The sequence below is a fragment of the Pseudomonas sp. NFXW11 genome (assembly GCF_049887815.1).
Taxonomy (GTDB): domain Bacteria; phylum Pseudomonadota; class Gammaproteobacteria; order Pseudomonadales; family Pseudomonadaceae; genus Aquipseudomonas.
Genome location: NZ_JAGEKI010000009.1, coordinates 87434 through 99091, shown reverse-complemented (window position 1 = coordinate 99091; position 11658 = coordinate 87434). Strand labels below are relative to the sequence as shown.

Annotated in this window: 13 protein-coding genes; 7 read left to right on the top strand and 6 right to left on the bottom strand. The window is 65.5% G+C overall.

The window, feature by feature from the left end:
• The first annotated feature begins 4 nt into the window (after positions 1-4).
• The 3 genes from tag to J4P02_RS15835 all read left to right on the top strand — a co-directional run bounded on the left by tag (position 5) and on the right by J4P02_RS15835 (position 1810).
• A complete protein-coding gene (gene tag / locus J4P02_RS15845) occupies positions 5-568 on the top strand; it encodes a DNA-3-methyladenine glycosylase I (protein WP_426191850.1) in 564 nt (187 codons plus the stop codon).
• 42 nt (positions 569-610) lie between these two features.
• On the top strand, positions 611-1498 hold the full coding sequence (locus J4P02_RS15840; RefSeq protein ID WP_426191848.1) for a lysophospholipid acyltransferase: 888 nt from the start codon (positions 611-613) through the stop codon (positions 1496-1498).
• 72 nt (positions 1499-1570) lie between these two features.
• The gene (locus J4P02_RS15835; RefSeq protein WP_426191846.1) at positions 1571-1810 is read left to right on the top strand and encodes a PilZ domain-containing protein; all 240 of its coding nucleotides are present in this window, start codon (positions 1571-1573) and stop codon (positions 1808-1810) included.
• A 17-nt stretch (positions 1811-1827) separates the two neighbouring features.
• Here J4P02_RS15835 and J4P02_RS15830 read toward each other — a convergent pair whose 3' ends face one another.
• From J4P02_RS15830 to def, 5 genes are all read right to left on the bottom strand, one after another.
• Positions 1828-2145: a tetratricopeptide repeat protein gene (locus J4P02_RS15830; protein ID WP_426191844.1), complete on the bottom strand. Its 318-nt coding sequence runs from the start codon at positions 2143-2145 to the stop codon at positions 1828-1830.
• Positions 2146-2241: 96 nt separating this feature from the next.
• The gene (gene trkA / locus J4P02_RS15825) at positions 2242-3615 is read right to left on the bottom strand and encodes a Trk system potassium transporter TrkA (protein ID WP_426191842.1); all 1374 of its coding nucleotides are present in this window, start codon (positions 3613-3615) and stop codon (positions 2242-2244) included.
• Between the two features lie 22 nt (positions 3616-3637).
• A complete protein-coding gene (gene rsmB / locus J4P02_RS15820; protein ID WP_426191840.1) occupies positions 3638-4963 on the bottom strand; it encodes a 16S rRNA (cytosine(967)-C(5))-methyltransferase RsmB in 1326 nt (441 codons plus the stop codon).
• Positions 4960-5907 carry a methionyl-tRNA formyltransferase gene (gene fmt / locus J4P02_RS15815; RefSeq protein WP_426191838.1) on the bottom strand — a complete coding sequence of 316 codons (948 nt, stop codon included), beginning with the start codon at positions 5905-5907 and terminating at the stop codon, positions 4960-4962. The genes rsmB and fmt overlap by 4 nt, the downstream gene beginning before the upstream one ends.
• Before the next feature lie 116 nt (positions 5908-6023).
• On the bottom strand, positions 6024-6530 hold the full coding sequence (gene def / locus J4P02_RS15810) for a peptide deformylase (RefSeq protein ID WP_102862442.1): 507 nt from the start codon (positions 6528-6530) through the stop codon (positions 6024-6026).
• 331 nt (positions 6531-6861) lie between these two features.
• Here def and dprA point away from each other — a divergent pair, with 331 nt between their 5' ends.
• Together dprA and J4P02_RS15800 are read left to right on the top strand one after the other, a co-directional pair.
• On the top strand, positions 6862-7968 hold the full coding sequence (dprA, locus tag J4P02_RS15805) for a DNA-processing protein DprA (RefSeq protein ID WP_426191836.1): 1107 nt from the start codon (positions 6862-6864) through the stop codon (positions 7966-7968).
• A 54-nt stretch (positions 7969-8022) separates the two neighbouring features.
• The gene (locus J4P02_RS15800) at positions 8023-8580 is read left to right on the top strand and encodes an L-threonylcarbamoyladenylate synthase (RefSeq protein ID WP_426191834.1); all 558 of its coding nucleotides are present in this window, start codon (positions 8023-8025) and stop codon (positions 8578-8580) included.
• A gap of 75 nt (positions 8581-8655) precedes the next feature.
• On the opposite strand, the gene J4P02_RS15795 is transcribed toward J4P02_RS15800, so the two are convergent.
• Positions 8656-9633 carry an NADPH:quinone reductase gene (locus J4P02_RS15795; RefSeq protein ID WP_426191832.1) on the bottom strand — a complete coding sequence of 326 codons (978 nt, stop codon included), beginning with the start codon at positions 9631-9633 and terminating at the stop codon, positions 8656-8658.
• Positions 9634-9799: 166 nt separating this feature from the next.
• Between J4P02_RS15795 and hemF the strand changes: the two genes are divergently transcribed.
• A complete protein-coding gene (gene hemF, locus J4P02_RS15790; protein ID WP_426191830.1) occupies positions 9800-10717 on the top strand; it encodes an oxygen-dependent coproporphyrinogen oxidase in 918 nt (305 codons plus the stop codon).
• A 96-nt stretch (positions 10718-10813) separates the two neighbouring features.
• Positions 10814-11635, top strand: a complete 822-nt coding sequence (gene aroE / locus J4P02_RS15785) for a shikimate dehydrogenase (RefSeq protein WP_426191828.1) — start codon at positions 10814-10816, stop codon at positions 11633-11635.
• Positions 11636-11658: the final 23 nt, after the last annotated feature.

Sequence of the window (11658 nt, the reverse complement as noted above, 5' to 3'; positions counted from 1 at the left end):
CCTTATGCCACGCTGCTTTTGGTGTTCCGACGATCCTTTGTACATGGCATATCACGATCAGGAGTGGGGCGTGCCGCTGCGCGATGGGCAGCGCTTGTTCGAGTTGCTATTGCTCGAAGGGTTCCAGGCCGGGCTGTCCTGGATCACCGTGCTGAAGAAACGCGAGCACTATCGCCGGGTGCTGTTCGGCTTCGACGTGCAGCGCGTGGCGCAGATGAGCGATGCCGAGATCGAGGACCTGATGCAGGACCCGGGCATCATCCGCAACCGCCTCAAGCTCAATGCCGCGCGGCGCAATGCCCAGGCCTGGCTGGAGCTGGACGACCCGGTGGAGTTGCTCTGGTCCTTCGTTGGCGGGGTGCCGAAAATCAACCATTTCAAGGACCGCAGCCAGGTCCCGGCGGTGACCCCGGAGGCCGAGGCCATGAGCCGCGGCCTGCGCAAGGCCGGCTTCACCTTCGTCGGGCCGACCATCTGTTACGCCCTGATGCAGGCCTCGGGCATGGTCATGGACCACACGCAGGACTGTGATCGCTACGCCATCCTGGCTGATGCGCGGTTAGAATAGCCGGCTGGCGACACGCTTCATGACCAAGATCAGGAGTCACTTGTGGATAAGTTCAAAGGCGCCCTGCTGGTGGGTGCTCTGCGGTTGTTTGCCCTGCTGCCCTGGCGCGCGGTGCAGGCGGTCGGCGCGGCCATCGGCTGGATCATGTGGAAGACCCCCAACCGCTCCCGCGATGTGGTGCGCATCAACCTGGCCAAATGTTTTCCACAGATGGACCCGGCCGAGCGCGAGCGCCTGGTGGGCCAGAGCCTCAAGGACATCGGCAAGTCCCTGACCGAAAGCGCCTGTGCCTGGATCTGGCCGGCCGAGCGTTCCATCGCCCTGGTGCGGGAAGTCGAAGGCCTCGAGGTGCTCAAGCAGGCCCTGGCCTCGGGCAAGGGTGTGGTCGGCATCACCAGCCACCTGGGCAACTGGGAAGTGCTCAACCACTTCTATTGCAGCCAGTGCAAACCGATCATTTTCTACCGCCCGCCCAAGCTCAAGGCGGTGGACGAACTGCTGCGCAAGCAGCGGGTGCAACTGGGCAACCGGGTAGCGGCTTCCACCAAGGAAGGCATCCTCAGTGTCATCAAGGAAGTGCGCAAAGGCGGTGCAGTGGGGATTCCCGCCGACCCGGAACCGGCCGAATCCGCCGGGATCTTCGTGCCCTTCTTCGCCACCCAGGCCCTGACCAGCAAGTTCGTGCCGAACATGCTGGCCGGCGGCAAGGCGGTCGGGGTGTTCCTCCACGCCCTGCGCCTGCCCGATGGCTCGGGCTACAAGGTAATACTCGAAGCGGCCCCCGAAGACATGTACAGCACCGATACCGAAACCTCCTGCGCGGCCATGAGCAAGGTGGTCGAGCGTTATGTGGGGGCTTACCCGAGCCAGTACATGTGGAGCATGAAACGCTTCAAGAAGCGCCCGCCGGGCGAGGCACGCTGGTACTGACAGAGCTGGCACGATCTGTGGATAACCTCGCGCAGGGAGTTATCCACAAGGCACCGAACAAGGGCGCAGAAGATGTCCGAGCACCGCAAGTCGTTCCGCATCAAGATTTCCCACGAAAGCATCGGCGAATGCCTGGGGCAGACCCGCAACCTGTCCGCCAGCGGCGTCTATGTGCAGAGCCCGGCCCTGGCCCGATTGCCCAAGGGCGCGGTGGTCTATGGCCAGGTGCAAGGCCTGCCGCTGGGTGCGCCGCGGGTGCGCATGGAAGTGGTGCAGGTGGACGCCGAGGGTATCGCCCTGCGCTATCTCTGAGCAGATACCGCTACCGCTCAGGTCCCTGACTGGCGCTCGAGTTTCTTGAGGAACACGGTCATTTCCTTTTCCGCCTGCTTGTCGCCATGGGCGCGGGCCGCTTCCAGCCCCTGCTCCCAGGCCTGACGTGCGCCCGTAAGGTCGCCCTGGCCCTGATGGGCCTTGCCCAGCAGCTTCCAGGCCGCCGAATACTTGGGGTCGAAGGTCACGCAGCGTTGCAGGTGCTCGGCAGCGCGGGCGAACTCGCCCTGGTCCAGGTAGCCCTTGCCCAGGCCGAAGCGCAGCAGGGCGTTATCCACACCCTTGGCGAGCATTTTTTCCAGGGATTCAAGCATGGGCGGGTTCCTTCGCTGATTATTGGCGGGGTTGAGTCATACCTGTAGGGGCGAGCTTGCTCGCGATTGGCCGGCCCTGACTACACAGGTTCCGGCTCAGAAGAAGCTCAGGCCCACGTGGAACAGCTTTTCCACATCGCGAATGTGTTTCTTGTCCACCAGGAACAGGATCACATGGTCACCGGTCTCGATCACCGTATCGTCGTGGGCGATCAGCACTTCCTCATCGCGAATGATGGCGCCGATGGTGGTGCCCGGCGGCAGGCCGATGTCCTCGATGGCCCGGCCGATAACCTTGCTCGACTTGGCGTCGCCATGGGCGATGGCCTCGATGGCTTCCGCCGCACCACGGCGCAGGGAGTGCACGCTGACGATATCGCCGCGGCGCACGTGGGCCAGCAGGGTACCGATGGTGGCCAGCTGCGGGCTGATGGCGATATCGATGTCACCACCCTGGATCAGGTCGACATAGGCCGGGTTGTTGATGATGGTCATGACCTTCTTCGCGCCCAGGCGCTTGGCCAGCAGCGAGGACATGATGTTGGCCTCGTCGTCGTTGGTCAGGGCCAGGAAGATATCGGCGTCGGCGATGTTCTCTTCCAGCAGCAAGTCGCGGTCGGAGGCGCTGCCCTGCAGCACCACGGTGCTGTCCAGGGTGTCGGACAGGTAACGGCAGCGGGCCGGGTTCATCTCGATGATCTTTACCTGGTAGCGGCTTTCGATGGCCTCGGCCAGGCGCTCGCCGATTTGCCCGCCACCGGCGATCACAATGCGCTTGTAGGACTCTTCCAGGCGCCGCATCTCGCTCATCACCGCGCGGATATGGGCCTTGGCGGCAATAAAGAACACCTCGTCGTCGGCCTCGATCACCGTATCGCCCTTGGGCATGATCGGCCGGTCACGGCGGAAGATCGCCGCCACCCGGGTGTCGCCGTTGGGCATGTGCTCGCGCAGCTGGCGCAGTTGTTGGCCCACCAGCGGGCCGCCGTAGTAGGCCTTGACCGCCACCAGCTGGGCCTTGCCCTCGGCGAAGTCGATCACCTGCAGAGCGCCGGGGTGTTCGATCAGGCGCTTGATGTAGTTGGTCACCACCTGTTCGGGGCTGATCAGCACATCCACCGGAATGGCGTCGTTGTCGAACAGCCCGGCGCGGGTCAGGTAGGCGGCTTCACGCACCCGGGCGATCTTGGTCGGGGTGTGGAACAGGGTGTGGGCCACCTGGCAGGCGACCATATTGGTCTCGTCGCTGTTGGTCACCGCCACCAACATGTCGGCGTCGTCGGCACCGGCCTGGCGCAGCACCGTGGGAAACGAGCCGCGGCCGTGCACGGTGCGGATGTCGAGGCGGTCGCCGAGGTCGCGCAGGCGTTCACCGTCGGTGTCCACCACGGTGATGTCGTTGGCTTCGCTGGCCAGGTGTTCCGCCAGCGTACCGCCCACTTGCCCGGCGCCGAGGATGATGATCTTCATCCAGTCACTCCCTTAAAAGCGTTTAGCCACGAGCCGCGGCGATCTTGATCAGCTTGGCGTAGTAGAAGCCGTCATGGCCGCCCTCTTGCGCCAGCAACTGGCGCCCGTGGGGCTGCTTGAGGCCGGCCGCAGGCTGCCCCAACTGGCCGCCGATGTCCAATTCCCGAGCGCCCGGGGTGCGCTCCAGGAAGGCGGCGATCACCTCGGTGTTCTCGGTGGGCAGGGTCGAGCAGGTGGCGTAGAGCAGGATGCCGCCCACTTCCAGGGCCTGCCACATGGCGTCCAGCAGCTCGCCTTGGAGCTGGGCCAGGGCAGCGATGTCCTCGGCCTGGCGGGTCAGCTTGATATCCGGGTGACGACGGATCACCCCGGTGGCCGAGCAGGGTGCGTCCAGCAGGATGCGCTGGAACGGCTTGCCGTCCCACCAGGCCTGGGTGTCGCGGCCATCGGCGGCGATCAACTGGGCATCGAGCCCCAGGCGCTCGAGGTTTTCCCGCACCCGTACCAGGCGCTTGGCTTCCAGGTCCACCGCCACCACCCCGGCCAGCTCCGGCTGTACTTCGAGGATGTGGCAGGTCTTGCCCCCCGGGGCGCAGCAGGCATCCAGCACCCGTTGCCCGGGCGCCAGCTCCAGCAACTCGGCGGCCAGTTGCGCGGCTTCGTCCTGCACGCTGACCCAGCCTTCGGCAAAGCCCGGCAGGGCCCGTACATCGCCGGCCGCGTCGAGGATGATGCCGTCCTGGCTATAGGTACAGGCCCGGGCCGCCACGCCGGCTTCCCTCAGCAGTTGCAGGTAGGCATCGCGGGCATGATGGCGGCGATTGACCCGCAGGATCATCGGCGGGTGGGCGTTGTTGGCGGCGCAGATGGCTTCCCACTGCTCGGGCCAGAACGCCTTGAGGGATTTCTGCAGCCAGCGCGGGTGGGCGGTGCGCACCACCGGGTCGCGTTCCAGCTCGGCCAAAAGCTCGCTGCTTTCACGCTGGGCGCGGCGCAGCAAGGCGTTGAGCAGGGCCTTGGCCCAGGGCTTTTTCAGCTTGTCGGCGCAGCCCACGGTTTCACCGATGGCGGCGTGGGCCGGCACCCGGGTGTAGAGCAACTGATAGAGGCCCACCAGCAGCAGCGCCTCGACATCGGCATCGGCGGCCTTGAACGGCTTCTGCAGCAGCTTGGCCGCCAGCGCCGACAGGCGTGGCTGCCAGCGTGCGGTGCCGAAGGCCAGGTCCTGGGTGAAGCCGCGATCGCGGTCTTCGACCTTGTCCAGCTGCACCGGCAGCGAACTGTTGAGCGAGGCCTTGCCGCTGAGCACGGCGGCCAGGGCCTTGGCGGCGGCCAAACGCGGGTTCATTGGGCGTCCGCCGCTTGGCCGAGGACCGTGCCGATGGCGAATTTCTCGCGACGGCTATTGAACAGGTCGCTGAAGTTCAGCGCCTTGCCGCCGGGCAGTTGCAGGCGGGTCAGGCACAGCGCCTGTTCACCACAGGCGACGATCAGGCCGTCCTTGCTGGCGCCGAGGATCTGCCCCGGGGCGCCCTTGCCTTCGGCCAGGGTCGCGGCCAGCACTTTCAGCGCTTCGCCATTCAAGGTGCTGTGGCAGATCGGCCAGGGGTTGAAAGCCCGCACCAGGCGTTCCAGCTCCAGGGCCGGACGCGCCCAGTCGATGCGCGCCTCGTCCTTGTTCAGCTTGTGGGCGTAGGTGGCCAGGCTGTCGTCCTGGATTTCGCCTTGCAAGGTACCGTCGGCGAGGCCGGCAATGGCTTGCAACACTGCCGGCGGGCCCATCTCGGCCAGGCGATCGTGCAGGCTGCCGCCGGTGTCTTCGGCGCTGATCGGGGTGCTGACCTTGAGCAGCATCGGCCCGGTGTCCAGGCCGGCTTCCATGCGCATCACGGTCACGCCGCTGGTCGCGTCGCCCGCCTCTACCGCGCGCTGGATCGGCGCCGCACCGCGCCAGCGTGGCAGCAGCGAGGCATGGCTGTTGATGCAGCCCAGGCGCGGAATATCCAGCACCACCTGGGGCAGGATCAGGCCGTAGGCCACCACCACCATCAGGTCCGGCTTGAGTGCCGCCAGTTCGGCCTGGGCCTCGGCATTGCGCAAGGTTGGCGGTTGCAGCACGGGAATGGCATGTTCCAGGGCCAGCTGCTTGACCGGGCTGGGCATCAGTTTCTGCCCGCGTCCGGCCGGGCGGTCCGGCTGGGTGTAGACCGCGACAATCTGATAAGGGCTGTCGAGCAGGGCCTTGAGGTGTTCGGCGGCGAATTCGGGGGTGCCGGCAAAGACGATGCGCATCTTGGGTACTCGCTTGGAAAGGGGGCGCAGGTGAAACGATCGCGGGCAAGCCCGCTCCTACACAAATGAACCATTGTAGGAGCGGGCTTGCCCGCGATGCACCACTGGATAAGGAATCAAGCCTGTTGGCGATGCTGCTTTTCCAGCTTCTTCTTGATCCGGTCACGCTTGAGCGTGGACAGATAATCGACAAACAGCTTGCCGTTGAGGTGGTCGCACTCGTGCTGGATGCATACCGCCAGCAGGCCTTCGGCGATCAGCTCGTAGGGCTGGCCGTCGCGGTCCAGGGCCTTGATCTTGACTCGCTGCGGACGGTCTACGTTCTCGTAGAAGCCAGGCACCGAGAGGCAGCCTTCCTGGTACTGGTCCATCTCGTCGGTCAGGGCTTCGAACTCGGGGTTGATGAAAACCCGGGGCTCGCTGCGGTCTTCGGACAGGTCCATCACCACCACGCGCTTGTGCACGTTGACCTGGGTCGCCGCCAGCCCGATACCTGGGGCCTCATACATTGTTTCAAACATGTCGTCGACCAACTGACGCACTTCGTCGTCCACTACGGCCACCGGTTTGGCGATAGTGCGCAGGCGCGAATCGGGGAATTCGAGGATGTTTAAAATGGCCATAAGCGTAATTGCTACACGTGTGAAGTAAGGGCGGAGTCGGCGTCCGCGCAGGTTTGGACCTGGGCCGCCGATGCAAAACGTGCTCTGCGAAGGAGCGAGCCGCAGAGGCTCTGGCGTTTCACGCGAACGCACATGATAAAGGGATTCAGCTCACGAGGAAATCACTCTTCGCCTTGCTGGCATTGGCTTGGGCGGTTGTTCATCGCCGCCGTCGCTGGCTTGGCGCGACCTTTCCAAGGCCTGTGGGAAATCTTTCCTCAACAAGTTGCCCACAGACTTATCCACAGCTTGTTCCGGTTCCGGCCGGAGCCCTGACGATCAAGGATGATCCATGTCGAACTCGACTGCCCGGGCCATTTCCCCTGCGGAACTGGAGGCCCGTTTACGTTTGCATGCCCTGCCGGATCTTGGCCCACAGCGTTTCCAGCGCCTGCTTCAGGCCTTCGGTTCGGCGTCCAAGGCGCTCAGTGCACCGGCCAGTGCCTGGCGCTCATTGGGGCTGCCCAGCGCCTGCGGCGACGCCCGGCGCAGTGCCCAAGTGCGTGATGACGCCCGCCATGCCCTGGCCTGGCTGGAGCCTGCGGCCCAGCATTTGCTGATGTGGGACCAGCCCGGCTACCCGCCGCTGCTGGCGCAACTGGACGATGCACCGCCGCTGCTGTTCGTCGCCGGCGACCCGAAGATTCTCGAACTGCCGCAGCTGGCGCTGGTGGGCAGCCGCCGTGCCTCGCCCCCAGGGCTGGATACCGCCCGGGCGTTTTCCCGGAGCCTGGCCGGGGCCGGTTTCGTGATTACCAGCGGCCTGGCCCTGGGCATCGATGGCGCCGCGCACCAGGCCGCCCTGGATGTCGGAGGGCGCACCGTGGGGGTGCTGGGCAGTGGCCTGGAAAATATTTATCCACAGCGCCACCGCTCGCTGGCCCGGGCCATGATCGAGCGCGGTAGCGCAGTCGTTTCCGAGTTTCCCCTGGGCTGCAGCCCGCGCCCGGACCACTTCCCCCGGCGCAACCGGATCATCAGCGGGTTGTCCCTGGGGGTGCTGGTGGTGGAGGCCAGCGTGGCCAGCGGTTCACTGATCACCGCGCGGCTGGCGGCGCAGCAGGGGCGCGAGGTGTATGCCATTCCCGGTTCCATCCACCACCCCGGTGCCCGGGGTTGCCATCAATTGATCCGCGATGGCGCGCTGCTGGTGGAAAGCGTGCAGCAGATCCTCGAGACCCTGAGCGGCTGGCAAAACCTGCCGCCGTCCCCAGCCCCGTCGCCCGAGCCCATTGCTCATCCGTTGCTGGCCCTGCTGCATGCTGCGCCCCACAGCAGCGAGGGCTTGGCGCTGGCCAGCGGCTGGTCGCTGCCGCAGGTGCTGGCGGCCCTCACCGAGCTGGAGATCGAAGGCCGTGCCCAGCGTGAAAATGGCCGCTGGTTTGCACGCCTGAGCTAGGTTTTATAGGCAGGATGGGTAAACTGCGCACAGCTTTTATCTGGAGAGTCGGCAATGGTCAGCAGTTGGCGTGTGCAACAAGCCGCACGAGAGATTCGCGCAGGGGCGGTGATTGCCTATCCAACCGAAGCGGTCTGGGGCCTGGGGTGCGATCCGTGGAATGAAGAGGCGGTGGATCGCCTGTTGGCGATCAAGTCACGGTCGGTGGACAAGGGGCTGATTCTGATCGCCGACAACATCCACCAGTTCGACTTCCTGTTTGAAGACTTCCCCGATACCTGGATCGAGCGCATGTCCAGTACCTGGCCAGGGCCCAACACCTGGCTGGTGCCCCATCAGAACCTGCTGCCCGAATGGGTGACCGGGGTGCATGACACCGTGGCGCTGCGGGTCAGCGATCACCCGCTGGTGCGCGAGCTGTGCGCCCTGGTGGGCCCGCTGATTTCCACCTCGGCCAACCCCCAGGGGCGGCCGGCGGCCCGCACGCGGATCCGTATCGAGCAGTACTTCCGTGGCCAGCTGGACCTGGTGCTGGGTGGCAGCCTGGGCGGGCGCAAGAACCCGAGCCTGATCCGCGACCTGGCCACCGGCAGGGTGGTTCGGCCTTCCTGACAGCTTCGCCGGCCAGCCGGCTCCTACAGGTCATCGCGATGCGTGCTGTAGGAGCCGGCTGGCCGGCGAAGGCGTTTAAGGCAACAGCACAGTCGAACCGGTCGTGCGCCGCGCCGAGAGCTCGGTATGGGCCTTGGCCGCATCCGCCAGGGCAAAGCGCTGGCCGATCTCGATCTTCAGCTGGCCGCTGGTAATCATGCCGAACAGGTCATCGGCCATGCGTTGCAGGTTCTCGGCGTTGTTGGCGTAGGTGGCCAAAGTCGGCCGGGTCACGTACAGCGAGCCCTTGGCCGAGAGAATCCCCAGGTTGACCCCGTCCACCGCCCCCGAGGCATTGCCGAAGCTGACCATCAGGCCCCGCGGCTGCAGGCAGTCCAGGGAGGTCAGCCAGGTGTCCTTGCCGACCCCGTCGTAGACCACCGGGCACTTGTTTCCGGCGGTCAGTTCCAGCACCCGCTGGGCCACGTCCTCATGGCTGTAGTCGATGGTTTCCCAGGCGCCCAGGGCCTTGGCGATGGCGGCTTTTTCCGGCGAACTGACGGTGCCGATCAGCTTCACCCCCAGGGCCTTGGCCCACTGGCAGGCCAGGGAGCCGACGCCGCCGGCCGCCGCGTGGAACAACACGGTTTCACCGCCCTTGAGTTCATAGGTCTGGCGCAGCAGGTACTGCACGGTCAGGCCCTTGAGCATCACCGCGGCGGCCTGCTCGAAGCTGATGCTGTCCGGCAGGTGCACCAGGTTGGCTTCGGGCAGCACATGCACTTGGCTGTAGGCCCCCAGCGGGCCGCTGCCGTAGGCCACGCGATCACCGACCTTGAAGCGCGTCACGCCACTGCCCACGGCCTCGACCACCCCGGCGCCCTCGGCACCCAGCCCGGAAGGCAAGGCCGGCGGGGCATACAGGCCACTGCGAAAATAGGTGTCGATAAAGTTCAGGCCGATGGCCTGGTTGCTGACGCGAACCTGCTGCGGACCGGGCTCGGCCGGCTGGTAATCCACATACTCGAGCACTTCGGGGCCACCATGGGCACGGAACTGGATACGTTTGGCCATCTGCACTCTCTCCTGGGTCGAATCGTCAAAGTGCTCTATCGGACTCCTGTGCTTGACCTTCGTCAACTGCGGAGCGCCCCGGGGCGGTGTTATGCTACGCGCCCATTTGCGCCGGCCCTGCTCCATCCCTGGCGCCGCCTAGCTTTGCCCGATTCAAGGTGATGCCATGACTACCCGCACCGAGGCCGTAAAAGCCTACCTGCTCGACCTGCAAGACCGCATTTGCGCCGCCCTGGAAACCGCAGACGGCAGCGCCCGCTTTATCGAAGACGCCTGGACCCGCCCAGCCGGCGGTGGCGGTCGCACCCGGGTGATTGGCGAGGGTGCGGTGATCGAGAAAGGCGGGGTCAACTTCTCCCATGTATTCGGCAGCGGCCTGCCGCCTTCGGCCAGCGCCCACCGTCCGGAACTGGCCGGCCGTGGCTTCGAGGCCCTGGGCGTGTCCTTGGTGATCCACCCGCACAACCCCCATGTACCGACCTCCCACGCCAATGTGCGGTTCTTTATCGCCGAGAAGGAAGGTGAAGAACCGGTGTGGTGGTTCGGCGGTGGTTTCGACCTGACCCCCTACTACGGCAATGAAGAAGACTGCGTGCACTGGCACCGAGTGGCCGAGCGCGCCTGCGCGCCGTTTGGCGCCGACGTCTATCCGCGCTACAAGGCCTGGTGCGACAGCTACTTCCACCTCAAGCACCGCAATGAGCCGCGGGGTATCGGCGGCCTGTTCTTCGACGACCTGAACCAGTGGGACTTCGACACCAGCTTCGCCTTCATGCGCGCCATCGGCGACGCCTACATCGAGGCCTACCTGCCCATAGTCCAGCGGCGCAAGGCCATGGCCTACACCGAGCAGCAGCGCGAGTTCCAGGAGTACCGCCGCGGGCGCTACGTCGAGTTCAACCTGGTCTACGACCGTGGCACCCTGTTCGGCCTGCAGTCGGGCGGACGCACCGAGTCCATCCTGATGTCGCTGCCGCCACAAGTGCGCTGGGGCTACGACTGGAAGGCCGAGCCGGGCACCGAGGAAGCGCGGCTGACCGAATACTTCCTGCAGGACCGCGACTGGCTGGCCGACAGCCACTGACACAGCACCCACCCGGATGTAGGAGCTGGCTTGCCAGCGAAGGGGCCTTCGAGGTCGAGACTGTTCGCCGTGCTGTTGAGTAATTGGGGGAAAGAGATGGATCAGTACGTTGTCTTTGGTAATCCGATCGGCCACAGCAAGTCGCCGCTGATCCACCGCTTGTTCGCCGCGCAAACCGGCCAGCAGCTGGAATACAACACCCTGCTGGCGCCCCTGGACGATTTTCCCGACACCGCCCGGCGCTTCTTCGCCGAGGGGCGCGGAGCCAATGTCACTGTGCCCTTCAAGGAACAGGCCTATGGCCTGTGCGACAGCCTGACCGAGCGCGCCCGGCGCGCCGGGGCGGTGAATACCCTGTGCAAGCAGGCCGATGGCCGCCTGCTGGGGGACAACACCGATGGCGCCGGGCTGGTGCGTGACCTGAGGGTAAATGCCGGGGTTGAGCTCAAGGGCAAATGCATCCTGGTGCTGGGGGCTGGCGGTGCGGTGCGTGGCGCCCTCGAACCCTTGCTGGCGCAGCAGCCGGCCTCGCTGATCATCGCCAATCGCACCGTGGAAAAGGCCGAGCACCTAGCCGAGCTGTTCGCCGACCTGGGGCCGGTTTCGGCCAGCGGTTTCGACTGGTTGCAGGAGCCGGTGGACCTGATCATCAATGCCACCTCCGCCAGCCTGGCGGGGGATTTGCCGCCGATTGCCAGCAGCCTGATCGAACCGGGCAAAACGGTGTGCTACGACATGATGTACGGCAAGGAGCCCACGCCCTTCTGCCGCTGGGCCAGCGAACATGGCGCGGCATTGGTGCTCGATGGCCTGGGCATGCTGGCCGAACAGGCGGCGGAAGCCTTTCATCTGTGGCGTGGCGTGCGCCCGGACAGCGCTCCGGTGCTGGCCGAACTGCGTCGTCAGCTGGCCCAGTAATCCCGTGTGGCGAGGGAGCTTGC